This window comes from Streptomyces sp. NPDC057249 (assembly GCF_042669245.1).
Lineage (GTDB): Bacteria > Actinomycetota > Actinomycetes > Streptomycetales > Streptomycetaceae > Streptomyces.
This window is the reverse complement of record NZ_JBHUXS010000004.1, coordinates 235,291-262,078: the sequence shown is the minus strand read 5'-3', so window position 1 is coordinate 262,078 and position 26,788 is coordinate 235,291. Positions and strand designations below refer to the sequence as shown.

Genomic DNA, 26,788 nt, shown 5'->3' with positions numbered 1-26,788 from the left:
GACGGAAGCCGGGTGCTGACGGGGAGTCGGGCCCGCGGTCCTACCTCTTCGCCGCGAAGCCCGCCGCCGCGAGCAGGGCGGTGTCCGGGTTGTCGGAGAAGATCCCGTCGATCCCGGTCGCGAAGTACGCGGCGAACGCGCCGAACGCGTCCCCGTACGCGTTGGGGTCGCTGCCGCGCCGGAAGTCGGCGGGCAGGAAGGTGTTCTCGTTGCGCATCGTGTACGGGTGGAGGACGAGGCCCTGCGCGTGGGCGTCGCGCACCAGGGTCGTCGGCTCGGTGAGCCGGCCGGCGGCGTCCTTGGGGATGATCAGGTCCAGGGTGGGGCCGATGCCCTGCGCGAAGGAGGCCATCCACTTCAGCCCGGCCGGCTTCACCAGGTCGTCCGTGGTGCGCGGGTCGCCGGAGACCTCGAAGTCCCACGGCCGGGTGCCCGCGCCGGAGAGCAGGACGATGCGCGGGGTCGCGACGAGCCGGGCCAGCCGCTGGACGCTGCCGGGCTCGAAGGACTGGAGGATCGCCGGGGACTGGGCGCGGTGGCGTCCGTAGCGGCGCAGCAGCTTGGCGAGGGGTTCCTCCAGGCCGAGTCCGAGGCCCCGGAAGTAGCTGGGGTGCTTGGTCTCGACGTACAGCCAGACGGGCTTTCCGCGGCGGCGGCCCTCACGGTCGGCCCAGCGCAGGACCTCCTCGAAGGTGGGGACCTCCCAGCGGCCGTCGTACAGCGTGTTCTTCTGGCGGTTGGCCGGAATGCGCTCCTTGGCGCGGAGCGTCTTCAGCTCGGCGAGGGTGAAGTCCTCGGTGAACCAGCCGGTGAGGGAGGTACCGTCGACGGTCTTGGTCGTCCGGCGGTTCGCGAACTCGGGGTGGGCGGAGACGTCGGTGGTGGCGGTGATGTCGTTCTCGTGACGGCAGACGAGGTGGCCGTCGCGGGTGGGGACGAGGTCCTGCTCGATGATGTGCGCGCCCATGTCCAGGGCGAGCTGGTAGGAGCCCAGCGTGTGTTCGGGGCGGTAGCCGCTGGTGCCCCGGTGGCCGATGACGGTCGGGACCGGCAGGTCGAGGCGGTGGCCGCCGCGGCCGCCGTGTCCGCCGTTCCGGTCGGCCGCCTGCGCCGTTGCGGTGACGCCCAGGGCGGCGGTGCCAAGGACGGCGGCCCCCGCCCCGACGACGGTCCGGCGTCCCGGCGCGGCCTGCGCACGCTCTGTCATGAATGCTCCTCGCATGTGATGTACGGCACCTGTCGAGCGAGGATCGAGCGTAGGCAGGGGTACGGTCCTGGGGGCGGCACCTGGACGAACATGGCGCGAACACATGTCAACACGGCGTTTCCGACGCGTGAACCCGATGTGCGATCGGCCGGTACCCGCGAGTATCGTCCTCACCTGCATGGACCTTTACAATCCGTCGCCCCGGCCGGCCCGGCCACTACACCGGAGGAAGCGTTGTCCCGTCTCGCACTCATCAAGGCAGTGCTCGGACCGATCCTGCGCCTGATGTTCCGTCCCCGGATGGAGGGCATCGAGAACATTCCGGGCAGCGGGCCGGTGATCCTGGCGGGCAACCACCTGACGTTCATCGACTCGATGATCATGCCGATCTGCTGCGACCGTCCGGTGTTCTTCATCGGCAAGGACGAGTACGTGACGGGCAAGGGCCTCAAGGGCCGGCTGATGGCCTGGTTCTTCACGGGCGTCGGCATGATCCCGGTGGACCGGGACGGCGGGCGCGGCGGTGTCGCGGCGCTGATGACGGGCCGGCGGGTGCTGGAGGAGGGCAAGGCGTTCGCCATCTACCCGGAGGGCACCCGCTCCCCCGACGGCCGGCTCTACCGGGGCCGTACGGGCATCGCGCGGCTGACGCTGATGACGGGCGCTCCGGTGGTGCCGTTCGCGATGATCGGCACGGACAAGCTCCAGCCGGGCGGCTCGGGTCTGCCCCGGCCGGGCAAGGTCACGGTGCGCTTCGGTGAGCCGATGGAGTTCTCCCGCTACGAGGGCATGGACCGCGACCGCTATGTGCTGCGCGCGGTGACGGACTCCGTGATGGCCGAGGTGATGCGGCTGTCCGGCCAGGAGTACGTGGACATGTACGCGACCAAGGCGAAGGCCGCCTGATCCGACGGGACGTCCGAGAAGGGCCCGCTTCCCCCGGTCCGGGGGAAGCGGACCCTTCTCGTACGCGTCCTACTCGTGCACGATGCCCTCCTCCAGCTCCTGACCGCGCAGCAGGAACCAGGCGACGACCGCCGTCGCCACCAGGACGACGGCACCGACGACCGAGGCGAGGTGCAGCCCGCCCACGAAGGCGTCCTGGGCGGCGGTGACCATCTCGGCGGCCTCGTGCGGCGGCAGCAGGTGCGAGGACTCCACGGCGCCGCCGAGCGATTCGTGCGCGGCGTCCGAGACGGCGGGCGGGGTGCCGGGCGGGGCGGTGAAGTCCTGGTAGGCGCCGGTCACGATGGAGCCGAGCAGCGCGATGCCGAGCGCCGCGCCCAGCTCGTAGGCCGTCTCGGAGACCGCGGAGGCGGCGCCCGCGTGCTCCTTGGGGACGCTGGAGAGGATGACGTCGGACGTCACGGTGAACGCGAAGCCCGCGCCCACGCCGACGATCAGGAGCAGCGCGCCGATCAGCGGGTAGGCGGTGTCCCGGTGGACGGCGGCGACCGCGGCCAGCGCCAGGCCGATCGCGCCGAGCCCGCCGGACACCACCACCCGTACGGTGAACCGCCGGGCGACCGTGCCCGCCAGCAGACCCGCGGTGACGGCGCCGACGGCGGCGGGCAGTTCGGCGAGCCCGGCCTCCAGCGGTCCGCGGCCCTGGACCAGCTGGAGGAACTGGGAGAGGAAGAAGACGATCCCGGACAGGCCGAGGATGGTCAGCAGGTCGGCGAGGACCGCTCCGGAGAAGCCCCGGTGGTGGAAGAGCCGCATGTCCAGCAGCGGCGCGGTGAGCCGGAACTGACGGCGTACGAACCAGATCAGCGCCAGCAGGCCGGCGACGCCCACCAGGGCGGAGGTCCAGCTCGTGCCGTGGGCGGCCATCTCCTTGATGGCGTAGACGACCCCGATCATGCCGACCAGCGAGAGGCCCACGCTCGGCAGGTCCCACGGGCCGGGCGCCGGGTTCTTCGACTCGGGGATCATCTTGACGCCCACCGCCACGAGCACGGCCATGACGGGGAGGTTGATGAGGAAGACCGAGCCCCACCAGAAGTGTTCGAGGAGGAAGCCGCCGACGACGGGCCCGACGGCGGCGCCGGCCGAGGCCATCGCGCCCCAGATGCCGATGGCGAGGCTGCGCTCGCGGGGATCGTGGAAGAGGTTCCGGATGAGGGCGAGGGTGGACGGCATCAGGGTGGCGCCCGCGACGCCGAGCAGCGCTCGCGCCACGATCATCATCTCGGGCGTGTGCGCGTAGGCGTTGAGCACCGAGACCGCGCCGAAGGCGGTGGCGCCGCAGAGCAGCAGCTTCTTGCGGCCGATGCGGTCGCCGAGGCTGCCCATGGAGACCAGGAGCCCGGCGATCACGAAGGAGTAGACGTCACCGATCCAGAGCAGCTGGGTGCCGGTCGGCTCCAGGTCCTCGCTGAGGAACGGGGTCGCCAGGCCGAGCACGGTCGCGTCGACGGCCACAAGCAGCACGGCGAGGACGAGGACGGCCAGCGCGATCCAGCGCCCGGGGCGGTACGGATCGACGGGGGGCTCCGGGTGCTCTTCGACGCTGCTCATTGCTCCACGCTCCGGCGTGTGCCGCCGAGCAGCAACTCGGCGATCATGTAGGGGAAGTCCCGAGCGGCCACCCGGCCCGCCTGAACGGCCCACGCCCCGCTGCCGATGAGCCCGTACAGCGCCTCGGTGAGCCAGGCCGGGGTCAGGTCGATGCGGAATTCGCCGCGCTCCTGGCCGCGCCGGAAGAAGGCGGCGACGCGGGCGTCCAGCCGGTCCCAGCCGGCGTCCTGGTTGCCGCCCTCCCAGAGCTGGTTCTCCGTCACGAGGAACGAGAGCAGCCCGGCGCTCGGCTCGACGGCTCGGACGAAGCGGCGCAGCGCCTCCTCGCTCGTGCCCTCGTCCATCGCGGCGGCGTCGAGCGCGGCCTCGAACTCCCGGATGCCCAGCTCTTCCAACGCCCTGACCAGGGCGTCCCGCCCGGCGAAGTGCCGGTGCAGGGTGGCGCGCCCGATACCGGCCGCCTTGGCGACCTCGTCCATGGTGGCGTTGGATCTACGGGTCAGCAGGGCGGCGGCACTGCGCAGCACCTGCTCACGGTCAAAAGTCATGGGACAACACTAACCCGGATGAGACATCAACGTCTCGCCCGGGGTGCCCGGTCCGTTCTCGGTCAGTTCCAGGGCAGCGAGGCGCGGTGCCGCCAGTACGCCTCCGGTTCCTCCACCAGGGCCTCCAGCGTCGCGCGCCGTTGCTCGTCGAGGACGGGGACGGCCGCGTGCAGGTTGCCGGAGAGCTGGGCGACGGTGGCCGCGCCGGAGAGCACGACGCCGGCCCACGGCTGGTGGAGCACCAGGGCCAGGGCGACCGCGTCGCTCCCCACTTCCTCCTCGGCGGCGATCTCCCGCACGACGGCGGGCGCCTGGTCGCCGGCGAGCCTGCCGTTGGCCATGCCCTCCTTGACGATGACAGTGAGCCCGGCGGCGTGCGCCTCGGCGAGCGCGGGACCCGCCGAGGTCTCCAGCGCGTTGTAGGTGGCCTGGACCGTGCGGAAGAGGGGGGCGCCGTCGACGGTGACGGCGAGCGCGGCGAGGATCGCCTCGGCCTGGGCGGGGCCGCTGGTGGACAGGCCGACGCTGACGCCTCCCGCGGCCAGTTCGGCGAGGCGGGCGTGGAGCTCCTTGTCGGTGAGCGCCGGGCTGTCCGGGGTCACCGAGTGGATCTGGTAGAGGTCGAGCCGGTCGCCGAGCAGCGCGGCCGTCTCGGCACGCTGGCGCTCGAACGCGGCGAGGCTGTGGTCCTTGACCTCGTGCGCCTCCGCGTCGATGCCCCAGTCGGCGGTGTACGTGTAGCCCCATTTGCTGCCGACGACGACGTCGTCCGCCTCGGGGTGCGCGGCCAGCCAGCCGGCCAGGAACTCCTCCGCGCGCCCGTAGGAGCGGGCCGCGTCGAAGTAGCGGACGCCCTGCGCGTAGGCGGCGTCGAGGAGTTCGTGCGTACGGTCGCGCAGGGCGTCCGGCGAGCGGCCGGGGGGCAGGTCGCGGTCTCGGTGGACGTTGATGTAGCCGGGCCGGCCGACGGCGGCCAGGCCGAGCCCGATGTGGGCGGTGGGGGTGGTCGCTTCGGACAGTCGGGCGAACGGCATCGCGGGCTCCTCGTCGTCGGGCAGGACGCGGAGGGGTGCCGTAGCCGGCGCCGCGCGCCCGCCGGGGACCACGGGACATCCCTCACCCCTCAACGTAGCCCGCGCTGCCTTCCCGGCTACTTGCGCGCGTCCGCCCAGGCGTGCTGCACGGCCAGGTCGGCCTTGACCTCGGCCAGCTGGGTGGCGACGGCCGAGGGGGCGGTGCCGCCGCGCCCACTGCGGGAGGCGAGGGCGCCGGCCACGTTGAGGACGGTCCGGACCTCCGGGGTCAGGTGCTCGGAGATCTTCGCGAACTGCTCGTCCGTCAGCTCGTCCAGCTCGATGCCGTGGTGCTCGCACTCCTTGACGCACTCGCCGGCCACCTCGTGGGCGACGCGGAACGGCACGCCCTTCTTGACCAGCCACTCGGCGATGTCGGTGGCGAGCGAGAAGCCGGCCGGGGCCAGCTCCTCCATGCGCTCCCGGTTGACGGTGAGCGTCGCCATCATGCCGGTGAAGGCGGGGAGCAGCACCTCCAGCTGGTCGCAGGAGTCGAAGACCGGCTCCTTGTCCTCCTGGAGGTCGCGGTTGTACGCGAGCGGCAGGGCCTTGAGCGTCGCCATCAGACCGGTCAGGTTGCCGATGAGCCGGCCCGACTTGCCGCGGGCGAGTTCGGCGATGTCCGGGTTCTTCTTCTGCGGCATGATCGAGGAGCCGGTCGAGAAGGCGTCGTGCAGGGTGACGAAGGAGAACTCCTTCGTGTTCCAGATGATGATCTCCTCGGCGATCCGGGAGAGGTTGACGCCGATCATCGCGGTGACGAACGCGAACTCGGCGACGAAGTCCCGGGACGCCGTGCCGTCGATCGAGTTGCCCACCGAGCCCCGCTCGAAGCCGAGGTCGGCCGCGACCGCCTCCGGGTCGAGCCCCAGCGAGGACCCGGCCAGCGCGCCGGAGCCGTACGGCGAGACGGCGGTCCGCTCGTCCCACTGCCGCAGCCGCTCCGCGTCCCGGGACAGGGACTGCACGTGGGCCAGGACGTGGTGGGCGAAGAGCACCGGCTGGGCGTGCTGGAGGTGCGTACGGCCGGGCATGGCGACGTCCGGGTGGGCCTCGGCGAGGCCGACCAGGGCGTCCTGGAGGTCGGCGACCAGGGAGCCGATGACGCGGGCGTGGTCGCGCAGGTACATCCGGAAGAGCGTGGCGATCTGGTCGTTGCGGGACCGGCCGGCCCGGAGCTTGCCGCCGAGGTCGGGGCCCAGCCGCTCCAGCAGGCCGCGTTCCAGCGCGGTGTGGACGTCCTCGTCGGCGATGGTGCCGGTGAAGGAGCCGTCGGCCACATCCGCTTCGAGCTGGTCGAGCCCGGCGGTCATCCGGTTCAGCTCGTCCTCGGTGAGCAGGCCGGCCTTGTGGAGGACGCGGGCGTGGGCACGGGAGCCGGCGATGTCGTACGGCGCGAGACGCCAGTCGAAGTGGACGGAAGCGGACAGCCGGGCCAGCGCCTCGGCCGGTCCGTCGGCGAAGCGGGCGCCCCAGAGACGTACGTCGCCGTTGCCGTTGCCGTTGCTCACTGGGTGCTCCTCGGAAGTGCCACGATCATTGATAGGCATAACTATGCAGAGGTCTGCATGCTTTGTCAAAGAGGGTGCCGGGGTGGTCCGGGCGCCGGTACGGTCGGCCTCCGGACGCCTGGGGGAATCATGGACGACGCAGGGACGACGGTCCGGAAGCTGGCCGACGGTGTGCCGCTGCGCGAGGTGCTCGGGCGTGACTCGGCGGAGCACTGGGTGGCGGTCGATCTGGCGGTGCGGCGGCTGACGCCGGACCGCCTTCCGACGTCCGCCTCGCGCGGCGGACCGTCGCCGCTCGGGGACTGGACCGGCCTGCTGCCGTCCTTCCCGCGCGCCCGGGAGCGGACGGCCGCGGCGGATTCCGGGACCGCCCTCGGCCTGTGCCATCCCAGCGGCCGCATCCGGGAGGCCGCGCTCGACCGGGTGTCCCGCTACCCGGACCTGCTGCCCCTGGTCGTCGTGCGGTGCGCGGACTGGGCGGCTCCGGTACGTCGGCGGGCCCGGGCCGTGCTCGCCGAGGCACCCGCCACCGGGCTCGTCGCGCAGGCGGAGCTGATCCTGCTCCTGGGCCGGCGCGAGCGGGGCCGGTTCGCCGTGGAGCTGCTGGGCGGGGCGCTGCGCGAGGGCCCCGCCGAGCACCTGCACCCGCTGCTGGAGAGCGCCGACCGGGCGACGCGCCGGTTCGCCCACCGCGTCGCCGTCGAGCGCGGACTGCTGCCGCCGCTCCGGCTGGCCCGCATCGCCGCGCGGTCGGGGGACGCCGTCCTCCAGGACCTGTGCGCGGAGGCGGCCGTCGCCGCGGTGCGCGAGACGGGCCGCGACGACGGCGTCCTCGACACCCTGCTGACCGGCCGCTCGGGCCGCGTCCGGGCCGCCGGAGTCACCGCGCTGCGGCGGGCCGGGCGGTACGAGGAGGCGCGGACCCACCTGACGGACCGTTCGGGTGTGGTACGGGCCTGCGCCCGGTACGTGGTGCGCCGGGGCGGGACCGATCCGCTGCCGCTGTACCGGGCGCTGTGCGCCGGCGAGGCCGTTGCGCCGGGCGCCGCCGCCGGGCTCGGCGAGTGCGGCGACCGGAAGGCGGACGCGGACACGCTGTGGGCCCTGGTCCGGCACCCGGACCCGGCCGTGCGCGCGCAGGCGGTGACCGGGCTGCGCGCGCTGGACGCGGTGCGGCGGGAGGGGCTGATGCCGTTGCTGGACGACCCGTCATCCGCCGTGGTGCGGGCGGCCACCGGGGCGCTGCTCCCCCACGCGGCCGAGTTCCCGGTGGCGTGGCTGCGCGGGCGCGACGATCCGGAGTCGCCCCGGGCGGTGCGGGTGGCGGCGCGGCGGCTGCTGCGGGCGGCGGGCCGGTCCCGTACCGGCTGACGGGCCGTTTCGCGGGCGGCGGGCCGGTCCCGTACCGGCTGACGGGTCATTTCGGGGGCGGCCGGGCGACGCGCGGCCTAGAGTCCCTGGCATGCGAAGACTTGTGACTACCGCCGCCGTCCTGCTCGCCCTCGGCACCGTGGTCGGGGCCGGCCGGCCCCCGCTGGCCACCGCCCCGCTGCCGACCCGGCTCGCCGACACGGGCGGCGGCACCCAACTGATCACCGCCATGGCGGACTCCACCTCGTCCACCGCCGGCACCCTCACCTGGTGGGACCTGCGCGACGGGAAGTGGGTCGCCGCCGGGACCGCCGCCGCCCGGTTCGGCTCGAAGGGGCTCACCGAGGGCAGCACCCGTCAGCAGAGCACCTATACGACGCCGACCGGCCTGTACGACCTGCCGTACGCCTTCGGGGTCAAGGCCGCGCCCGCCGGCACGCGCTACTCGTACCGGCAGGCCACCACCAAGTCCTGGTGGTGCGAGGACAACGAGGCCGTCGACTACAACCGCTGGGTCGAGCCGCTGCCGTCCGACTGCCGGGCGTCGGAGTCCGAGCAGATCACCGCGTACCCCACGCAGTACGCCCGCGCGCTCGTCATCGGCTTCAACTACGACGAGCCGGTGCGCGGCCGGGGCGCCGGGATCTTCCTGCACGTCAACGGGAGCGGTGCGACCGCCGGTTGCGTCTCCGTCCCGGCGGACGCGATGGACCGCATCCTGGCCTGGGCCGATCCGGCCCGCAGCCCGCACATCGCGATCGGCACGCTGGCCGGCGCGACCGCGATCACCAACTACTGACCGCGGCGCCCGGCCTCAGCGCTCGTTCTGCGCGAGCCGCAGCAGATGGTCGGCGAGCGCCTGCCCGCCGGCCGGGTCGCGGCTGATCAGCATGAGCGTGTCGTCGCCCGCGATGGTGCCGAGGATGTCGTGCAGTTCGGCCTGGTCGATGGCCGAGGCGAGGAACTGCGCGGCGCCCGGCGGTGTGCGCAGCACCACCAGGTTGGCCGAGGCCTCCGCCGAGATCAGCAGCTCGGCGGAGAGCCGGCGCATCCGCTCCTCCTTGGCGGAGCCGCCCAGCGGTGCCTGCGGGGTGCGGAAACCGCCCTCGCTCGGCACCGCGTAGATCAGCTCGCCGCCGGTGTTGCGGATCTTCACCGCGCCCAGCTCGTCCAGGTCCCGGGAGAGCGTCGCCTGGGTGACGCTCAGCCCGTCGTCGCTGAGGAGCTTGGCCAGCTGGCTCTGGGAGCGCACCGGCTGCCGGTTGAGGATGTCCACGATCCTGCGGTGGCGCGCCGTGCGGGTCTGCGGCACCGAAGGCCCGCCGAACTCGGATTCCTGCGCCTCGGTCATCGTCGTCGCCTCATTCTCCGGAGCGCTTCTCTCCGGATCGTCCGTCCCCGTATGCCGCGTCGAGGGCGCCCGGCAGTGCCCGGAGGAACGCGTCCACCTCCGCGTCGCCGATGGTCAGCGGCGGCATGAGCCGCAGGACGTCGGGCGCGGGCGCGTTCACCAGGAGACCGGCACCCTGAGCCGCCTGTTGCGCCTGGGGCGCGAGGGGCTCGGTGAGCACGATACCCAGCAGCAGGCCGGAGCCCCGGACGTGGGAGACCAGGGGGTGCCCCAGCCCTTCCACGCCCTCCCGGATGCGCTCGCCGAGCCGCTTCACCCGGTCGAGGGCGCCGTCGGCGGCGAGGGTGTCCAGGACCGCGAGGCCGGCGGCGCAGGCGACCGGGTTGCCGCCGAACGTCGTGCCGTGCTGTCCGGGTGCGAGGAGGTCCGCCGCCGGCCCGAAGGCGACCGTGGCGCCGATCGGGAGTCCGCCGCCGAGCCCCTTGGCGAGGGTGACGAGGTCCGGCTCGACGCCCTGGTGGGCCTGGTACTCGAACCACGTGCCGCACCGGCCGATGCCGGTCTGCACCTCGTCCAGGACGAGCAGGGTGCCGGTGGCCCGGGTGATCTCCCTGGCGGCCTCCAGATAGCCCTTGGGCGGGACCACGACGCCGTTCTCGCCCTGGATGGGCTCGATGATCACCAGCGCGGTGTCGGTGGTGACGGCGGCCCGCAGCGCTTCCACATCCCCGTACGGCACATGCGTGACGTCGCCGGGGAGCGGGGTGAACGCCTCGCGCTTCTTGGGCTGGCCGGTGAGCGCGAGCGCGCCCATGGTCCGGCCGTGGAAGCCGCCGTCGGTGGCGACCATGTGGGTGCGTCCGGTCAGCCGGCCGATCTTGAACGCGGCCTCGTTGGCCTCGGCGCCCGAGTTGGAGAAGAAGACCCGGCCGGTGCGGCCGAAGAGTCCGAGGAGGCGTTCGGCGAGCGCGACGGGCGGTTCGGCGATGAACAGGTTGGAGACGTGCCCGAGGGTCGAGACCTGGGCGGTGACCGCCGCCACGACGGCCGGGTGGGCGTGGCCCAGGGCGTTGACCGCGATGCCGCCGACGAAGTCGAGGTACTCGGTGCCGTCCGCGTCCCACACGCGGGCGCCCTCGCCGCGCACGAGGGACAGCTTCGGGGTGCCGTAGTTGTCCATCAGTGCGTGCTGCCAGCGCTGCGAAAGTTCGGCGTTGCTCATGACTCCCCCTGTGCGTCGGGCACGACCATCGTGCCGATTCCCTCGTCGGTGAAGATCTCCAGCAGGATCGAGTGCTGGACCCGGCCGTCGATGACGCGGGCGGTCTCCACCCCGTTGCGTACGGCGTGCAGGCAGCCCTGCATCTTGGGCACCATGCCGCTGGACAGCTCGGGCAGCAGCTTCTCCAATTCGGTGGCGGTGAGCCGGCTGATCACGTCGTCGCTGTTCGGCCAGTCCTCGTACAGGCCCTCGACGTCGGTCAGGACCATCAGCGTCTCGGCGTCCAGCGCGGCGGCGAGGGCGGCGGCCGCGGTGTCGGCGTTGACGTTGTAGACGTGGTTGTCGTCGGCGGACCGGGCGATGGAGGAGATGACCGGGATGCGGCCGTCGTCCAGCAGGGCCTGGATGGCGCCGGTGTCGATGGCGGTGATCTCGCCGACCCGTCCGATGTCGACCGACTCGCCGTCGATGGTGGGCCGGTGCTGTACGGCGGTGATGGTGTGGGCGTCCTCGCCGGTCATGCCGACGGCGAGCGGCCCGTGCTGGTTGAGCAGGCCGACCAGCTCGCGCTGGACCTGGCCGGCGAGCACCATGCGGACGACGTCCATCGCCTCGGGCGTGGTGACGCGCAGGCCGGCCTTGAACTCGCTGACCAGGCCCTGTTTGTCGAGCTGGGCGCTGATCTGGGGGCCGCCGCCGTGCACGACGACGGGCTTGAGGCCGGCGTGGCGCAGGAAGACGACGTCCTGGGCGAAGGCCGCCTTCAGGTCCTCGTCGATCATGGCGTTGCCGCCGAACTTGATGACGACGGTCTTGCCGTTGTGCCGGGTCAGCCAGGGCAGGGCCTCGATGAGGGTCTGCGCCTTCGGGAGTGCGGTGTGCTTCCGCGCCGTCGTCATGAGCTGTACGCGCTGTTCTCGTGGACGTAGTCCGCGGTGAGGTCGTTGGCCCAGATGACCGCCGACTCGGTGCCCGCGGCGAGGTCGGCGGTGATCCGGACCTCCCGGAACCGCATGTCGACCAGGTCGCGGTCCTCGCCGACCGAGCCGCCCCGGCAGACCCAGACGCCGTTGATGGCGACGTTGAGCGCGTCCGGCTCGAAGGCGGCCTTCGTGGTGCCGATGGCGGAGAGCACCCGGCCCCAGTTGGGGTCCTCGCCGTGGATGGCGCACTTGAGGAGGTTGTTGCGGGCGATGGAGCGGCCCACCTCGACGGCGTCGTCCTCGGTCGCGGCGTTCACGACCTCGATCCGGATGTCCTTGGAGGCGCCCTCGGCGTCCCCGATGAGCTGCCGGGCCAGGTCGTCGCAGACGGTCCGGACGGCCTCGGCGAACTCCTTCTGCTCCGGGGCGATCCCGCTGGCGCCGGAGGCCAGCAGCAGCACGGTGTCGTTGGTGGACATGCAGCCGTCCGAGTCGACCCGGTCGAAGGTGGTGCGGGTCGCGTCGCGCAGCGCGGCGTCGAGCCCGGCTGCGTCCACGTCGGCGTCGGTGGTGAGCACGACGAGCATGGTGGCCAGGCCCGGGGCGAGCATGCCCGCGCCCTTGGCCATGCCGCCCACGGTCCATCCCTCGCCGCCGGCGACGGCGGTCTTGTGCACGGTGTCGGTGGTCTTGATGGCGATGGCGGCCTTCTCGCCGCCGTGCTCGCTGAGCGCCGCCGCTGCCTTCTCGATGCCGGGGAGCAGCTTGTCCATGGGGAGCAGGATGCCGATGAGCCCGGTGGAGGCGACGGCGATCTCGCCCGCGCTGTGGCCCTGGAGGACCTCGGCGGCCCTCTCGGCGGTCGCGTGGGTGTCCTGGAAGCCCTGCGGGCCCGTGCAGGCGTTGGCGCCGCCGGAGTTGAGGACGACGGCGGAGACCTCGCCGCTCTTGAGGACCTGCTCGGACCAGAGGACGGGGGCGGCCTTGACGCGGTTGGAGGTGAAGACGCCCGCGGCGGCGCGGCGCGGACCGTTGTTGACCACGAGGGCCAGGTCCGGATTGCCGTTGTCCTTGATTCCGGCGGCGATGCCCGCCGCCGAGAACCCTTGTGCTGCCGTGACGCTCACGGTGCGACTCCGATCGTGGAAAGACCTGTGTCCTCGGGCAGTCCGAGGGCGAGGTTCATGGACTGCAGGGCCCCGCCCGCGGTGCCCTTGGCAAGGTTGTCGATGGCGCTGATCACGACGATCCGCCCGGCCGCCGCGTCGTACGCGACCTGGATCTGCACGGCGTTGGAGCCGTACACGGCGGCGGTGGCGGGCCACTGCCCCTCGGGCAGCAGGTCGACGAACGGCTCGTCCGCGTACGCCTTCGCATAGGCGGCGCGCACGCTCTCGGCGTTCGTGCCGGGCTTCGCCTTCGCGCTGCACGTGGCGAGGATGCCGCGGGGCATGGGCGCCAGGGTCGGGGTGAACGAGACGGTGACCGGCTCGCCGGCGGCGGCGCTGAGGTTCTGGATCATCTCGGGCGTGTGCCGGTGCACGCCGCCGACGCCGTACGGGGACATGTTGCCCATCACCTCGGAGCCGAGCAGGTGCGGCTTGGCCGCCTTGCCGGCGCCGGAGGTCCCGGACGCGGCGACGACCACGGCCTCGGGCTCGGCGAGCCGCGCCGCGTACGCCGGGTACAGCGCGAGGGACACGGCGGTCGGGTAGCACCCGGGCACCGCGATCCGCTTGGTCCCGGCGAGGGCGGCGCGGCCGCCGGGCAGCTCGGGCAGGCCGTAGGGCCAGGTGCCGGCGTGCGGCGAGCCGTAGAATTTCTCCCAGTCACCGGCGTCCCGGAGGCGGAAGTCGGCGCCCATGTCCACCACCAGGACCTCGTCGCCGAGCTGCTCGGCCACGGCGGCCGACTGGCCGTGCGGCAGGGCGAGGAAGACGACGTCGTGCCCGGCGAGCACATCGGCGGTGGTGGGCTGGAGGATACGGCCGGCCAGGGGACGCAGGTGCGGTTGGAGCGCGCCGAGGGGCTGGCCCGCGTTGGAGTTGGCGGTGAGCGCGCCGATCTCGACCCCGGGGTGGGCGAGCAGCAGCCGGAGCAGTTCCCCACCCGCGTACCCACTCGCTCCTGCCACTGCTGCGCGTACCGCCATCGAAAGCCTCCTAGTCGATGGCATGACTATACGCAGTGATGCACTTTTATGCAAAGATCTTCCGCTGGAGCGGCGTCCGATCCGCCCTCTAGGGTGGCCCCATGGCGACGATCAAGCACTTCCAGGTGACCTTCGACTGCGCGGACCCCGAGCGCGTGGGGCGCTTCTGGTGCGCGGTGCTGGGGTACGTCCCGCCGGAACCGCCGGAGGGGTTCGACTCCTGGGACGCGTACAACGCCTCGCTGCCGGCCGAGGAGCGGAACACCTGGTTCGCGGCCTCCGACCCCACCGGCGCCGGTCCGCGCATGTACTTCCAGAAGGTCCCCGAGGGCAAGGCCGCCAAGAACCGGGTGCACCTCGATGTCCGCGTGGGCACCGGGCTCAAGGGCGAGGAGCGGCTGGCCGCCCTCGAGGCCGAGTGCGCGCGGCTCCTCCCGCTCGGCGCGGTGCGCGGGAGGCTGCTGCTCGCCGACGAGGAGAACGAGTCCTGCCTCAACATGCAGGACGTCGAGGGCAACGAGTTCTGCCTCGACTGATGACCGAGGCCCGTCTGCACCGTGTCGCCGTCCTCGTGCTCGACGGGGCCAAGCCGCTCGACGTGGGCATCCCGGCTCAGGTGTTCACGACCCGCGCGAGCATGCCGTACGAGGTACGGGTGTGCGGGGCTGCCCCGGGGCTGGTGACCGGGGGTGACGGGCTCGCGTACCACGTCACGCACGGGCTCGCCGCGCTGGCGTGGGCGGACATCGTCTTCGTACCGGGGTACCGGCAGCCGGACCGGGAGAATCCGCCCCGGGCGGTGATCGACGCCCTGGTCGCCGCGCACGAGCGGGGGGCGCGGCTCGCCGCCATCTCGACCGGGGCCTTCGCGCTCGCCGCGACCGGGCTGCTCGACGGGCGCCGGGCCACCACGCACTGGCACTACACACGGGCGCTCGCCGCGAAGTACCCGCTGGTCCGGGTGGACGAGAACGTGCTGTTCGTCGACGAGGGCAGCGTCCTCACCTCGGCCGGTGCCGCGTCCGGGATCGACCTGTGCCTGCACGTGCTGCGCGGCGACCTGGGCATCGCCGCGTCCAACCACGCGGCGCGGCGGCTCGTCGCGGCCCCGTACCGCAGCGGCGGGCAGGCGCAGTACGTGCCGCGCAGCGTGCCCGAGCCGCTGGGCGAGCGGTTCGCGGCCACCCGTGAGTGGGCGCTGCACCGCCTCGGCGAACCCCTCACGCTCGACGCGCTGGCCCGGCACGCGGCGGTCTCTCCCCGCACGTTCTCGCGGCGGTTCGCCGAGGACACCGGTTACACCCCGATGCAGTGGGTGATGCGGGCCCGCATCGACATGGCCCGCGAACTCCTCGAACGCTCGGAGCGCGCCGTCGAGCAGATCGCCGCCGACGTGGGGCTCGGGACCGGCGCGAACCTGCGGCTGCACTTCCAGCGCATCCTGGGCACCACCCCGAGCGAGTACCGGCGCACCTTCGCCAAGGGCGAATAGGGCATACCGCCGCCCCGGGGCGGCTGGCGGGATACTTGCGGACCGTGGCGATCACGCCGCTGTCCGGAGCGCGCGGCGAGCGCGATCGTTGAGGGCGAAGAGAGAAGGGACATCTCACGTGACTCGCATCGCCATCAACGGATTCGGCCGCATCGGACGCAACGTGCTGCGCGCGCTGCTCGAACGCGACAGCGACCTCGACCTGGTCGCCGTCAACGACCTCTCGGAGCCCGCCACCCTCGCCCGGCTGCTGGCGTTCGACACCACCGCCGGCCGGCTGGGCCGCCCGGTCACCGTGGACGGGGACACCCTCGTCGTGGACGGCCGCCGGATCAAGGTGCTCGCCGAGCGGGAGCCCGGGCGGCTGCCCTGGGCGGAGCTGGGCGTCGACATCGCCGTGGAGGCCACCGGCCGCTTCACCTCGGCGAAGGCCGCCCGCGCCCACCTCGACGCCGGGGCGAAGCGGGTGCTGGTCGCCGCGCCCTCGGACGGGGCGGACGTGACGCTCGCGTACGGCGTCAACAGCGACGCGTACGACCCCGAGCTGCACACGATCGTGTCGAACGCCTCCTGCACGACCAACGCCCTCGCGCCGCTGGCCAAGGTCCTGGACGACCTCGCCGGCATCGAGCACGGCTTCATGACGACCGTGCACGCCTACACCCAGGAGCAGAACCTCCAGGACGGCCCGCACCGCGACGCCCGCCGCGCCCGCGCCGCCGGCGTGAACATCGTGCCGACCACGACCGGCGCCGCGAAGGCGATCGGGCTGGTGCTGCCCCGGCTCGACGGCAAGCTGTCGGGCGACTCCATCCGGGTTCCGGTCCCGGTCGGGTCGATCGTGGAGCTGAACACCACCGTGGCGCGGGACGTGACCCGCGATCAGGTGCTGGAGGCGTACCGGACGGCGGCCGAGGGGCCGCTCGCGGGCGTACTCGAATACTCCGAGGACCCGCTCGTGTCGGCCGACATCACCGGCAACCCGGCGTCCTCCGTCTTCGACTCGGAGCTCACCCGGGTCGACGGACGCCACATCAAGGTGTCCGCCTGGTACGACAACGAGTGGGGCTTCTCCAACCGGGTGATCGACACCCTCACCCTGCTGGCCGGCCGCTAGAACGGGCGCGGGGGCGGCGCGCGGTCGCCCCCGACTCCCTTGGCCGCGCGCCGAGTTCACCCTCCGTTCGCCGTGCAACCTTCTCCGCGCCGTACGTGTCTCCTATGCGAGCCCTCACACCTCGTACGCCATTGGCTCCACGTACGCGAGCAAGGAGAATTTCGTGGGCATTCGCACCATGCTGACCGTGGCCGTCTGTGCCGCCACGGCGCTGACCGGCGGCGTGGCCGTCGCGGCGCCCGGCAGCGGACCCGCGGGCACGGCCGGGGGAACGGCAGGCACCACCGTCCGCGAGGACTTCAACGGTGACGGGTACCAGGACGTCGTCGTCGCCGCCTCCGGCGCCCCGGTCGGCGGACAGCCCTACGCCGGTTACATCACCGTGGCCTACGGCTCCGCCCAGGGCCTGAGCACCGCGCACACCACGACCATCGACCAGAGCACGCCGGGTGTGCCGGGCGATCCCGGGGAGGGCCACGGCTTCGGCTTCCGGATGGTCCCCGCCGACCTCGACCACGACGGTCTGACCGACCTCGCGCTGTACACCAGCGAAGCGGTCCCGGAGATGAACAACTTCGGCTCCGTCATCATCCTGTGGGGGCGCACGGGCGGCCTCTCCGGCGAGGGTGCGGTGCGCGTCCCCGGCCCCGCGAACGAGAGCATCGGGAACAACGTCATCGCCGGCGACTTCAACGGCGACGGCGACGCGGACCTGATGATGGCGCACGGCTGGGGGGACGGGGACCTCGAACAGCGGAGCGTGCTGTACGGACCGTTCAGCCGGTCCGGGGAGCCGGTCCGCGAGCAGCGGGTGACCATGTTCACGTCGGACAACTTCATGGACAACCCCGCCGTGGGCGACTTCAACGGCGACGGCATCGACGACCTGTGCACCTTCTTCAGCTACGAGGAGCACTCCGAGGGAGGGAGCCTGTGGCTGGGCACCCCCGCGGGCCTCTCGACGACCTCCACCCGGCTGCCCTCCGGCTCGTCCCCGGCGGTCGGCGACTTCGACCACGACGGCAAGGACGACCTCGCCGTCCGCGTGGTGCCGAACGGCATCTACGAGGACTTCCCCGCGGACCCGGGCACCGTCAAGATCTACTACGGCTCGGCGTCCGGGGTGAGCACCACCCGGACCCGGGTGATCACCCAGGACACCGCCGGCGTGCCGGGTGTCGGCGAGAAGGGCGACCAGTTCGGCGCCCGGCTGAGCGCGGGCGACGTCAACGGCGACGGGTACGACGACCTCGCGGTGGGCGTGCCGTTCGAGGCCCTGGAGTCCAAGGCGGGTGCGGGCGCGGTGGTGCTGCTGAGGGGCGGGCCCGGCGGGCTGAGCGGCACCGGCGCGAAGTCCTTCCACCAGGACACGACGGGCATGCCCGGGGTGGCGGAGACGGGTGACCACTTCGGCGGTGCGGTGCGGCTGCTGGACGTCACCGGGGACGGCAGGGCGGATCTGACGGCCGGCGCCCCCGACGAGAACCTGGAGGCGATCGCGGACGGCGGCGCGGTCTGGTCGCTGCGCGGCACCTCGACGGGGCTGACCACCACCGGCTCTCTCGCCTTCAACCCGGTGGACCTGGGCACCCTCGTGAAGCAGGCACGGTTCGGCTCGAACGTGGCCGGCGACAACGGGGCCGGGCTCTACAGCTACTGAGCAGACCGTGGGGCCCGTTCCGCAGCCGCGGAACGGGTCCCACGACGTGCTTCAGGCGTCAGGAGCGCTCGTCGCGCGCCTTGGCCTCACGCTCGGCGTTCCGCTCCTTGATGCGGATGTTCTCCTTGCGGACGTCCGCCTGGGTGGCGCGCTCCTTCCGCAGCCACTCGGGGTTGTCCTGCTTCAGGGCGTCGATCTGCTCGGTGGTCAGCGCCTCGGTGACCCCGCCGCGGGCCAGGCCCGAGATGGAGACGCCCAGCTTGGACGCGACGACCGGGCGGGGGTGCGGGCCGTTGTTCCGCAGGTCGCGCAGCCACTGGGGCGGATCGGCCTGGAGGGCCGCCAGCTCGGCGCGCGAGACGACACCCTCCTGAAATTCGGCGGGGGTGGCGTCGAGGTACACACCCAGCTTCTTCGCCGCGGTCGCGGGCTTCATCGTCTGGGCGGTCTGGTGGGACTTCATGAGGTCAAGGGTATCCAGCGCGTGCGGCGCCCTCGACCACGGCCGGTAACCTGGCGGGGTGACAGGCCCCGAAGCAACCCCCTCGTTCCGGCTGGCGTACGTCCCCGGAGTGACCCCCGCCAAATGGGTGCGGATCTGGAACGAGCGCCTGCCGGACATCCCCCTGGCCCTCGTCCAGGTCCCCGCGCACGGCGCCCAGGAACTGCTGCGCGCCGGTGACGCCGACGCAGCGTTCCTCCGGCTGCCGGTCGAGGGCACGGACCTCAGCGCGATCCCGCTGTACACGGAGACCACGGTCGTCGTGGTCCCCAAGGACCACCTGGTCGCGGCGGTGGACGAGCTGTCGGTCACGGAGCTGGCCGACGAGATCGTGCTCCACCCGATGGACGACGCCCTGCCCTGGGAGCAGCTGCCCGGGCGGCCGGCGCTGGAGCGGCCGGCGACCACGGCGGACGCCGTCGAGCTGGTGGCGGCGGGCATCGGCGTCCTCGTCGTCCCCCAGTCGCTGGCACGGCTGCACCATCGCAAGGACCTGACGTACCGGCCGCTGACGGACGCGCCGGAGTCGCGCGTCGCGCTGTCGTGGCCGCAGAAGAAGACCACCGACCAGGTGGAGGACTTCATCGGCATCGTGCGCGGCCGGACGGTGAACAGCTCGCGCGGCCGGGCGGGGGCGGCGTCCGCCGCCCAGCCGAAGGCCAAGGACAAGGACAGGGCGAAGCGCGCGTCCGGTACGGGCTCGGGGAAGGGCTCCCGGGGCGGATCGGGCCGTTCCGGCGGAGCGAAGGGGGCGGCGCGGGGCGCCAAGGGCGGCGCCGCGCCGAAGCGGGGCAAGCCCCGCCGGAGGCCGTGACCCGCGCCGTCGTCGGACCCGCCCGCGGCATCGGGAGGACCTGGAGGACTCGGCGCCCTGCACGGGCGGCGGGGCGGAGCTCCGCCGGACCTGCCACCGCCGGATCGGCGAGTACGCCCACCACGGCGGTCACGCGGGTCTGCTCCGGGAGCGGACCGGCGGGAGGGCCGGTGTCCGGCGGGCCGGGCGTCGGGCACGTTCGGGCGGATGTCAGGATGGTTGTATGACGAGCCAGGTTTACTTCGACATCACCATCAACGACGAGCCCGCCGGGCGGATCGTCTTCAATCTGTTCGACGACATCGTTCCCAAGACCGCCGAGAACTTCCGCCAGCTGGCGACCGGCCAGAACGGCTTCGGCTACAAGGGCTCCTCCTTCCACCGGGTCATCCCGGAGTTCATGCTCCAGGGCGGCGACTTCACGCGCGGCGACGGCACGGGCGGCAAGAGCATCTACGGCAACAAGTTCGCCGACGAGAACTTCCAGCTGAAGCACACCAAGCCGGGTCTGCTCTCGATGGCCAACGCCGGACCGAACTCGAACGGTTCGCAGTTCTTCATCACGACGATCGTGACGTCCTGGCTGGACGGCAAGCACGTCGTCTTCGGCGAGGTCGCGGACGAGGACAGCATGGTCCTGGTCAAGCGCATCGAGGGCCTCGGCTCGCAGAGCGGCCGCACCCAGGCGAAGATCACCATCGCGGACTCCGGCATCCTCTGAGCCCGGCCCGCACCGAACGCGCCGTCCGACGTCTCCCGTCGGGCGGCGCGTTTCGCGCATCCGGGGACACATGCACTGTCAACCGATAGTTGACACGCACCCACTGTCAACTTACGGTTGACACATGACGCATCCCGTAGTCCCCTCGCAGCCCATCCGTCTCGACGACCTGATCGCGGCCATCAAGAAGGTGCACACCGACGCCCTGGACCAGCTCCAGGACGCCGTCATCGCCGCCGACCACCTCGGCGACGTCGCCGACCACCTGATCGGCCACTTCGTGGACCAGGCGCGCCGCTCCGGCGCCTCCTGGACCGACATCGGCAAGAGCATGGGCGTGACCCGGCAGGCCGCCCAGAAGCGCTTCGTCGCCAAGGACCCCGGCGAGGGCGCCGCCCTCGACCCGAGCCAGGGCTTCGGCCGCTTCACGCAGCGTGCCAAGAACGTGGTGATGGCGGCCCAGAACGAGGCCCGGGCGGCCGGCAACACCGAGATCGGCACCGCACACCTCGTCCTCGGCCTGCTCAGCGAGCCCGAAGCCCTCGCGGCGGCGTTCATCAAGGCCCAGGGCGTGGTCCTGGACTCCGTCCGGCAGGCGGCCGCCGAGGCACTGCCCCCGGCCACCGAGGGGGAGATCCCCGAGCTGATCCCGTACAACGCCGACGCGCGCAAGGCGCTGGAGCTCACCTTCCGCGAGGCACTGCGGATGGGGCACAACTACGTCGGCACCGAGCACATCCTGCTCGCCCTGCTGGAGCACGAGGACGGCTCCGGCGTGCTGAGCGGCCTCGGCATCGACAAGGCGGCCGCCGAGCAGGCCATCGCCGAGGCGCTGTCGATCCTCACGGCCGGCAAGGAGACGCCCGCCTAGGAGGGGTGACCCGCCCGGCCGCCGTCGACGTCGGCCCGCCCCGCCGCGTCCGCCCCCGGCGGGCCCCTACTCCAGGCGCAGGCTCCAGCGGCGCGAGCGGCCGGAGAGGGTGACGGTGGAGAGCGGGCCGACGTCGACGTTCCAGTACGTGGCCGGCGGGGCCTTCAGCGCGTACACGAGGGCGGCCCGGACCACGGCGGGTTCGGCGACGGCGACGATCGCGCCGTCACAGGCGGGGCGGGTGTCCAGCCAGCCGCCTATCCGCGAGATGAAGGCGAGCAGCGGCTCTCCGCCGTGCGGCGCGGAACGGGGGTCCGCCAGCCAGGCGTCCACGGCCGCCGGCTCCCGGGCGGTGACCTCGGCGAGGGTACGGCCCCGCCACCGCCCCATGTCGCAGTCGCGCAGGGCCGGCTGGACCAGGGGGTGGAAGCCCAGCGCCTCGCCGGTGGCCCGGCTGCGCGGGGTCGGCGAGCAGTAGCGCAACTCGGCGGAGCCCAGGGGCGCCAGGGCCGGGGCGGCGAACTGCACCGCGTACCACCCGGCCTCGTCGAGCGGCCGGTCGTCGTCGAATCGCTCGCCGAGCAGGGCGGAGCCGCGCGCCGCGGCGAGGAGCGTGACCCGAACACTCATGGCCGCGATCGTGGGGCGGATCGCGACGCGGGTCAAGAGGTCGTTCGCGCACTCCTACGCCGGAGTAGGTCAGGGGACGGGCGGCCGGACCGCCGGGGTGCCCTCCCAGGCGGTACGGAGTCGGCGTACGCCCTCCGTGAGCTCCGGCGGCCCGGCGACCGAGGCGAAGCTCAGGCGGATGTGCGCCGCCGGGGGTTCGGCGGAGAAGTACGGGCGCCCCGGGGCGACGGCCACGCCCGCGCGCAGGGCGGACTGCACCATCGCGGACTCGTCCGTGCCCGCCTCGGAGCCGGGCAGGGCCAGCCAGAGGTAGCCGCCCCCGGCCGGCACGTGGGGCAGCCCGAGGCCCGGCAGGGCCGTCCTCAGGGCCGCCGTCATGGCGGTGCGGCGGGCGCCGAGTTCGGCCGACACGGCGCGCAGATGGCGGGCCCAGGCCGGCGAGCCGACCAGTTCGAGCGCGGCCTCCTGGAGCGGCCTGGGGACGAAGAAGCTGTCCACGATCTGGATGGAGCGCAGCCGCTCCAGGGCCGGGCCGCGGGCGGCCAGCGCGCCCACCCGCAAGCTGGGCGACGCGGCCTTGGTGAGCGAGCGGGTGTGGACGACGACACCGTCGGGGTCGTCGGCGGCGAGCGGCCGCGGCAGCGGGCCCGCGTCGTCGTGCGCGAGGAGCCGGGCGAAGTCGTCCTCGATGACGAAGGCCCCCGCCTCCCGGGCGATCCGGACGACCTCGGGGCGCCGGGCCGCGGAGAGCACCGTCCCCGTCGGGTTCTGGAACAGCGGCTGGCAGACGACGACGCGGGCCCCGGTCGCCCGGAACGCGGCGGCGAGCAGGTCGGGGCGGATGCCCTCGGAGTCCACCGGGACCGGCACCGGCCGCAGCCCGGCCGCGCGGGCCGCCGCCAGCATGCCGGGGTAGGTGGGCGACTCCACCAGCACGGGCGCGCCGGGCGGGGCGAGGGCCCGCAGCGCGGTGGCCAGGGCGCTCTGTCCGCCCGCGGTGATCAGCACGTCGGCGGCGCCGAGCGACGGCCCGATGTCGCGGGCGAACCAGGCGCGCAGTTCGGTGAGCCCGTCGATGGGCGGGCGGCTCCACGCACCCGGGCGGCGGCCGGCCCGGGCCAGGGCGGCCGCCAGGGCCCGTTCGGGCTGGAGCGAGGCGTGCAGATAGCCGCCGTTGAGCTCGATGACCCCGGTGGGCGGGGCGGCGAGGCTGAACAGGAGGCCGGAGACGTCGACGCTGCGGGGCACCGCCTCCGGGGAGCCGGCGCCGCTGAGCGAGACCTCCTGCCAGGAGGTGTCACCGGCCGGGGGCGCCGGGCGGGCGGCGGGCTGTGCCCGGTAGGCGCCGGAACCGGGGCGGGTCACGACGAGCCCTTCGGCGGCGAGCTGGGCGACGGCCCGCGACACGGTCGCGGGGCCGGCCCGGAAGCGCTCCACCAGGGCCCGGCTCGACGGCAGCTTCTCACCCGGCGAGTAGCGGTCGAGCTCGGACCGCAGGATTGTTACCAGATCCGCCACACTGCTACGCTCATGCATGAGGATAAAGAGTAGCGCTACTGCGCCGAAGACGATAGCGGTCACCGCCGCCGAGGTCCGCCCGAGCCCGTCCGCCCCGGCCCGCCGGGGAACGCTGCTCGCGCTGCTGGGCGTGGTGACGTTCTCGCTGACCTTCCCCTCCACCGCCTGGGGCCTGGAGAGCTTCGGCCCCTGGACCCTCGTCGCGCTGCGCGGTCTGCTCGCGGCGGCGGCGGCCGGCGGATTCCTCCTCGCGGGCCGGGTCCGGGTGCCGGCCCGCGAGCACTGGGCGGGGCTGGCCGTCGTGGCCGGCGGGGTGGTGGTCGGCTTCCCGCTGCTGACGACGCTGGCGCTGCGGACGTCCACGACCTCGCACGCCGCGGTGGTCGTGGGGCTGCTCCCGCTGACCACGGCGGTCTTCTCCTCGCTGCGGACGGGGACGCGTCCGCCCCGCGCCTTCTGGGCGGCGGCGGTGGCCGGGGCGGCCGTGGTGATCGCCTTCACCGTGGCGCAGAGCGGCGGGGCGCTGTCGGCCGGCGACCTCTTCCTGTTCGGTGCGCTGCTGGTGTGCGCGGCCGGGTACACGGAGGGCGGCAGGCTGGCGAAGGTGATGCCGGGCTGGCAGGTGACGGGCTGGGCGCTGATCCTCACGCTGCCGCTCAACCTCGCGGGCGCCGCCGTCGCGCTGGCGTACGAGCCGGTGCACCTGAACACGCACGGGGTCGTCGGGCTGGTCTGGGTGTCGGCCGTCTCCACGTTCCTCGGGCTGTACGTCTGGTACCGGGGCATGGCGGAGATCGGGGTCGCCCGGGCCAGCCAGCTCCAGCTCGCCCAGCCGCTGCTCACCCTGTTCTGGTCGTTCTTCCTGCTCGGCGAGGAGATCGCGGCGGCGGCCCCGGTGGCGGCCGTCGCGGTCCTGGTCTGCATCGCGCTCACCCAGCGCGCGGTCCGCACCCGGGCCTAGACTGGTCAGCAGCACGGCACGCAACGCCACCCGCGAGGAGGTCACTCCCGATGGAGGCACACCAGGGCGACCGGCTGCTGACGCACGGCAGGACCGTGGGGCAGCACGACCGGGTCGCGGAGGTCGTCGAAGTGCTCGGGACCGGGGGCTCTCCCCCGTACCGCGTCCGCTTCGAGGACGGACACGAACATCTGCTCGCGCCGGGCCCCGACACCGTCGTCCAGCACACGGGCTGCGCGTCGGGCCGGGACGCGGACATCACCTGACCGTCAGCGCGGCGGCCTCGCGCGGCTCCGGTAGTGGTCGGCGACCACCCGGTCCATCGCGCCGATCCGGTCCGCCGCCACGCTCTTCGCCGAGAAGTACGCGTGACCGCGGACCTGGTCGTGCCCGGCCGCGAGGTCGATGTGGCGGGACAGCTCCGCCGGGTCCTGCCAGGCGTCGGGCTGGGCCGGGTCGCCGCACTTGTACAGCGCCTCGCCGATGAAGAGGTCGACGCCCGTCCCGCGTACGGTGTCGGACCACCACGGCACGAGCGCGGCGTAATCCGCGGCGGCGTTGCCGATGTGCCAGTACAGCTGCGGGACGACGTGGTCCAGCCAGCCCTTCTTGATCCACCCGCGCGTGTCCGCGTACAGGTCGTCGTACGTCTGCACCCCCGCCCGCGTCCGCGAGCCCGCCGGGTCCGTGTCCGCGTTGCGCCAGACGCCGAAGGGGCTGACGCCGAAGCGGACGCCGGGCTTCAGCGCCTTGACGCGCTCGGACATCTCGCGCACCAGCCGGTCCGTGTTGTCGCGGCGCCAGGCCGCCCGGTCGGGGAAACCGGCGCCGTACTTCTCGTAGGCGGCGCCGTCCGGGAAGCTCTGGCCGGCCACCGGATACGGGTAGAAGTAGTCGTCCCAGTGCACGGCGTCGATGTCGTAGCGGCGGACCGCGTCGAGCATGGCGTCCTGGACGAAGGCGCGGACCTCGGGCAGGCCCGGGTCGTAATAGAGCCTGCCGCCGTACGGGAGTACCCAGCCGGGATGGCGGCGCGCGGGGTGGGAGGCGGTCAGGCGGGACGGGTCGGTGTGGTTGGCGACCCGGTACGGGTTGAACCAGGCGTGCAGCTCCAGGCCCCGGTCGTGCGCCTCCCGGACGGCGGTGCCGAGCGGGTCCCAGCCGGGGTCCTTGCCCTGCGTCCCGGTCAGGCACTCGGCCCACGGCTCGTACGCCGACGGCCACAGCGCGTCGGCGGTCGGGCGGACCTGGAGGATCACCGCGTTCAGCTTCCGCGCCACCGCCCGGTCGAGGTGGGCGGCCAGCTCGTCCCGCTGCGCGGCGGCGGACAGGCCCGGCTTCGACGGCCAGTCCGTGTTGGCGACGGTCGCCACCCACATGCCGCGCAGTTCGCGCCGGACCACGTCCCGCCCGCCGGCGGGCCCCGGCCACCCCCGCGCCCGCCGGGGCCGCGCCACCGCGTCACCGGCCACCGCGGCCGCGCCCACCACCCCGGCCGCACCCGTCATGAAGCCTCTCCGGGCCATTCCTCGCATCGCGTCGCACCCGCTCTCTCTCCGTACATCCCATCCCTGCCGTATCCCGGCATTCCGGGCACAGGGGGTGTCCAGAGCCGAGCATGCACGCCCCGGCCTGCCATCCTCGGGAAGGCGCGGAGTAACGTCGGGGAGTCGTGGTGGAGCCCGGAACCAGACGGAAGCCGCCGAACGGGAACAGCGAAAGGCACGAGGTGACGGACTCTATGGCCGACATTGCACGCGTCGGAGTGGTGGGCTGCGGCCAGATGGGCGCGGGCATCGCGGAGGTGTGCGCGCGCAGCGGCCTCGACGTCAAGGTGGCCGAGACGACCGGCGAGGCGCTGGAGATCGGCCGGACCCGGCTCCACAACTCCCTGTCGAAGGCCGCCGAGCGCGGCAAGATCACGGCGGAGGAGCGCGACGAGACCCTGGGCCGGCTCAGCTTCACCACGGACCTCGGCGAGTTCGCCGACCGCGACCTCGTCATCGAGGCCGTCGTGGAGAACGAGCAGGTCAAGACCGAGATCTTCCAGGTGCTCGACCAGGTGGTGACCCGCCCGGACGCGATCCTGGCGTCCAACACCTCCTCGATCCCGCTGGTCAAGCTGGCCGTCGCGACCTCCCGCCCGGACCAGGTCATCGGCATCCACTTCTTCAACCCGGCGCCGGTGCAGCGGCTCGTGGAGCTGATCCCCGCGCTGACCACCTCGGACGAGACGATCAAGCGCTCCGAGGCCGTGGTCCAGGACATACTGGGCAAGCACCCGATCCGCGCCCAGGACCGCTCCGGTTTCGTCGTGAACGCCCTGCTGATTCCGTACCTGCTCTCGGCGATCCGGATGTTCGAGTCGGGCATCGCCAGCCGCGAGGACATCGACAACGGCATGGAGATGGGCTGCGCCCACCCGATGGGCCCGCTCAAGCTCGCGGACCTCATCGGCCTGGACACGGTCGCCTCGGTCGCGGACTCGATGTACGCCGAGTACAAGGAGCCCCTGTACGCCGCTCCCCCGCTGCTCCAGCGCATGGTCGACGCGGGCCGGCTGGGCCGGAAGACGGGGTCGGGGTTCTACCCGTACGCGTGACGCCTCGGACCCGTACGCGCGG

27 protein-coding genes are annotated in these 26,788 nt (G+C 73.1%); 13 read left to right on the top strand and 14 right to left on the bottom strand.

Annotated elements, in window-relative coordinates; translation table 11 throughout:
* Window positions 1-40: 40 nt before the first annotated feature.
* Entirely contained in the window at window positions 41-1,207 is a 1,167-nt protein-coding gene (locus tag ACFUJY_RS09860; RefSeq protein WP_383297071.1) for a glycerophosphodiester phosphodiesterase, read from the bottom strand.
* A 234-nt stretch (window positions 1,208-1,441) separates the two neighbouring features.
* On the opposite strand from ACFUJY_RS09860, the gene ACFUJY_RS09855 reads away from it, so the two are divergent.
* Window positions 1,442-2,113 carry a 1-acyl-sn-glycerol-3-phosphate acyltransferase gene (locus ACFUJY_RS09855; protein WP_143626073.1) on the top strand — a complete coding sequence of 224 codons (672 nt, stop codon included), beginning with the start codon at window positions 1,442-1,444 and terminating at the stop codon, window positions 2,111-2,113.
* Window positions 2,114-2,182: 69 nt separating this feature from the next.
* On the opposite strand, the gene ACFUJY_RS09850 is transcribed toward ACFUJY_RS09855, so the two are convergent.
* From ACFUJY_RS09850 to argH, 4 genes are all read right to left on the bottom strand, one after another.
* A complete protein-coding gene (locus tag ACFUJY_RS09850) occupies window positions 2,183-3,727 on the bottom strand; it encodes an MFS transporter (RefSeq protein WP_383297068.1) in 1,545 nt (514 codons plus the stop codon).
* Window positions 3,724-4,275, bottom strand: coding sequence for a TetR/AcrR family transcriptional regulator (locus ACFUJY_RS09845; protein ID WP_383297065.1), 552 nt, complete (start codon window positions 4,273-4,275; stop codon window positions 3,724-3,726). Before ACFUJY_RS09845 ends, ACFUJY_RS09850 begins: the two co-directional genes overlap by 4 nt.
* Before the next feature lie 62 nt (window positions 4,276-4,337).
* Window positions 4,338-5,309 carry an aldo/keto reductase gene (locus ACFUJY_RS09840; protein WP_383297062.1) on the bottom strand — a complete coding sequence of 324 codons (972 nt, stop codon included), beginning with the start codon at window positions 5,307-5,309 and terminating at the stop codon, window positions 4,338-4,340.
* Window positions 5,310-5,425: 116 nt separating this feature from the next.
* Window positions 5,426-6,898, bottom strand: a complete 1,473-nt coding sequence (gene argH, locus ACFUJY_RS09835; RefSeq protein WP_383297059.1) for an argininosuccinate lyase — start codon at window positions 6,896-6,898, stop codon at window positions 5,426-5,428.
* Between the two features lie 90 nt (window positions 6,899-6,988).
* Between argH and ACFUJY_RS09830 the strand changes: the two genes are divergently transcribed.
* Complete coding sequence (locus ACFUJY_RS09830; RefSeq protein ID WP_383297057.1) at window positions 6,989-8,230, top strand: HEAT repeat domain-containing protein; 1,242 nt, start codon at window positions 6,989-6,991, stop codon at window positions 8,228-8,230.
* A gap of 91 nt (window positions 8,231-8,321) precedes the next feature.
* On the top strand, window positions 8,322-9,029 hold the full coding sequence (locus ACFUJY_RS09825; protein ID WP_383297054.1) for a L,D-transpeptidase family protein: 708 nt from the start codon (window positions 8,322-8,324) through the stop codon (window positions 9,027-9,029).
* 15 nt (window positions 9,030-9,044) lie between these two features.
* Here ACFUJY_RS09825 and ACFUJY_RS09820 read toward each other — a convergent pair whose 3' ends face one another.
* Genes ACFUJY_RS09820 through argC form a run of 5 tightly spaced genes read right to left on the bottom strand, consistent with a single transcriptional unit; the run spans window position 9,045 to window position 13,878 of the window.
* Complete coding sequence (locus tag ACFUJY_RS09820; protein ID WP_018103822.1) at window positions 9,045-9,581, bottom strand: arginine repressor; 537 nt, start codon at window positions 9,579-9,581, stop codon at window positions 9,045-9,047.
* 10 nt (window positions 9,582-9,591) lie between these two features.
* Window positions 9,592-10,803: an acetylornithine transaminase gene (locus tag ACFUJY_RS09815; RefSeq protein ID WP_383297050.1), complete on the bottom strand. Its 1,212-nt coding sequence runs from the start codon at window positions 10,801-10,803 to the stop codon at window positions 9,592-9,594.
* Window positions 10,800-11,702: an acetylglutamate kinase gene (gene argB, locus ACFUJY_RS09810; RefSeq protein WP_383297047.1), complete on the bottom strand. Its 903-nt coding sequence runs from the start codon at window positions 11,700-11,702 to the stop codon at window positions 10,800-10,802. The genes ACFUJY_RS09815 and argB overlap by 4 nt, the downstream gene beginning before the upstream one ends.
* Window positions 11,699-12,853, bottom strand: a complete 1,155-nt coding sequence (argJ, locus tag ACFUJY_RS09805) for a bifunctional glutamate N-acetyltransferase/amino-acid acetyltransferase ArgJ (RefSeq protein ID WP_383297044.1) — start codon at window positions 12,851-12,853, stop codon at window positions 11,699-11,701. Before argJ ends, argB begins: the two co-directional genes overlap by 4 nt.
* Window positions 12,850-13,878: an N-acetyl-gamma-glutamyl-phosphate reductase gene (argC, locus tag ACFUJY_RS09800; protein WP_383297042.1), complete on the bottom strand. Its 1,029-nt coding sequence runs from the start codon at window positions 13,876-13,878 to the stop codon at window positions 12,850-12,852. Before argC ends, argJ begins: the two co-directional genes overlap by 4 nt.
* Before the next feature lie 101 nt (window positions 13,879-13,979).
* On the opposite strand from argC, the gene ACFUJY_RS09795 reads away from it, so the two are divergent.
* The 4 genes from ACFUJY_RS09795 to ACFUJY_RS09780 all read left to right on the top strand — a co-directional run bounded on the left by ACFUJY_RS09795 (window position 13,980) and on the right by ACFUJY_RS09780 (window position 18,147).
* On the top strand, window positions 13,980-14,414 hold the full coding sequence (locus tag ACFUJY_RS09795) for a VOC family protein (protein ID WP_383297040.1): 435 nt from the start codon (window positions 13,980-13,982) through the stop codon (window positions 14,412-14,414).
* Window positions 14,414-15,370 (top strand): GlxA family transcriptional regulator, encoded by a 957-nt coding sequence (locus tag ACFUJY_RS09790; protein ID WP_383297037.1) that lies wholly within the window; start codon window positions 14,414-14,416, stop codon window positions 15,368-15,370. Before ACFUJY_RS09795 ends, ACFUJY_RS09790 begins: the two co-directional genes overlap by 1 nt.
* 118 nt (window positions 15,371-15,488) lie before the next feature.
* Window positions 15,489-16,487, top strand: a complete 999-nt coding sequence (gene gap, locus ACFUJY_RS09785; protein ID WP_383297033.1) for a type I glyceraldehyde-3-phosphate dehydrogenase — start codon at window positions 15,489-15,491, stop codon at window positions 16,485-16,487.
* 178 nt (window positions 16,488-16,665) lie between these two features.
* Window positions 16,666-18,147 (top strand): FG-GAP-like repeat-containing protein, encoded by a 1,482-nt coding sequence (locus tag ACFUJY_RS09780; protein WP_383297467.1) that lies wholly within the window; start codon window positions 16,666-16,668, stop codon window positions 18,145-18,147.
* A gap of 58 nt (window positions 18,148-18,205) precedes the next feature.
* Here ACFUJY_RS09780 and ACFUJY_RS09775 read toward each other — a convergent pair whose 3' ends face one another.
* Window positions 18,206-18,610, bottom strand: coding sequence for a DUF5997 family protein (locus tag ACFUJY_RS09775; RefSeq protein WP_383297030.1), 405 nt, complete (start codon window positions 18,608-18,610; stop codon window positions 18,206-18,208).
* Between the two features lie 58 nt (window positions 18,611-18,668).
* Here ACFUJY_RS09775 and ACFUJY_RS09770 point away from each other — a divergent pair, with 58 nt between their 5' ends.
* The 3 genes from ACFUJY_RS09770 to ACFUJY_RS09760 all read left to right on the top strand — a co-directional run bounded on the left by ACFUJY_RS09770 (window position 18,669) and on the right by ACFUJY_RS09760 (window position 21,055).
* Window positions 18,669-19,463 (top strand): LysR family substrate-binding domain-containing protein, encoded by a 795-nt coding sequence (locus ACFUJY_RS09770; protein WP_383297028.1) that lies wholly within the window; start codon window positions 18,669-18,671, stop codon window positions 19,461-19,463.
* A gap of 223 nt (window positions 19,464-19,686) precedes the next feature.
* Complete coding sequence (locus ACFUJY_RS09765; RefSeq protein WP_383297026.1) at window positions 19,687-20,184, top strand: peptidylprolyl isomerase; 498 nt, start codon at window positions 19,687-19,689, stop codon at window positions 20,182-20,184.
* Between the two features lie 124 nt (window positions 20,185-20,308).
* On the top strand, window positions 20,309-21,055 hold the full coding sequence (locus ACFUJY_RS09760; protein ID WP_383297023.1) for a Clp protease N-terminal domain-containing protein: 747 nt from the start codon (window positions 20,309-20,311) through the stop codon (window positions 21,053-21,055).
* Window positions 21,056-21,121: 66 nt separating this feature from the next.
* On the opposite strand, the gene ACFUJY_RS09755 is transcribed toward ACFUJY_RS09760, so the two are convergent.
* Together ACFUJY_RS09755 and ACFUJY_RS09750 are read right to left on the bottom strand one after the other, a co-directional pair.
* On the bottom strand, window positions 21,122-21,685 hold the full coding sequence (locus ACFUJY_RS09755) for a histidine phosphatase family protein (RefSeq protein WP_383297020.1): 564 nt from the start codon (window positions 21,683-21,685) through the stop codon (window positions 21,122-21,124).
* A 69-nt stretch (window positions 21,686-21,754) separates the two neighbouring features.
* Complete coding sequence (locus ACFUJY_RS09750) at window positions 21,755-23,221, bottom strand: PLP-dependent aminotransferase family protein (protein WP_383297018.1); 1,467 nt, start codon at window positions 23,219-23,221, stop codon at window positions 21,755-21,757.
* Between ACFUJY_RS09750 and ACFUJY_RS09745 the strand changes: the two genes are divergently transcribed.
* On the top strand, window positions 23,220-24,164 hold the full coding sequence (locus ACFUJY_RS09745; protein ID WP_383297015.1) for a DMT family transporter: 945 nt from the start codon (window positions 23,220-23,222) through the stop codon (window positions 24,162-24,164). The two genes, ACFUJY_RS09750 and ACFUJY_RS09745, sit on opposite strands and share 2 nt — an antisense overlap.
* 50 nt (window positions 24,165-24,214) lie before the next feature.
* The gene (locus ACFUJY_RS09740) at window positions 24,215-24,430 is read left to right on the top strand and encodes a DUF1918 domain-containing protein (RefSeq protein ID WP_383297012.1); all 216 of its coding nucleotides are present in this window, start codon (window positions 24,215-24,217) and stop codon (window positions 24,428-24,430) included.
* A 3-nt stretch (window positions 24,431-24,433) separates the two neighbouring features.
* Here ACFUJY_RS09740 and ACFUJY_RS09735 read toward each other — a convergent pair whose 3' ends face one another.
* Window positions 24,434-25,672, bottom strand: coding sequence for a glycoside hydrolase family 10 protein (locus ACFUJY_RS09735; RefSeq protein WP_383297009.1), 1,239 nt, complete (start codon window positions 25,670-25,672; stop codon window positions 24,434-24,436).
* Between the two features lie 233 nt (window positions 25,673-25,905).
* Between ACFUJY_RS09735 and ACFUJY_RS09730 the strand changes: the two genes are divergently transcribed.
* Complete coding sequence (locus ACFUJY_RS09730; RefSeq protein ID WP_383297006.1) at window positions 25,906-26,766, top strand: 3-hydroxybutyryl-CoA dehydrogenase; 861 nt, start codon at window positions 25,906-25,908, stop codon at window positions 26,764-26,766.
* The last annotated feature ends 22 nt before the right edge of the window (window positions 26,767-26,788 follow it).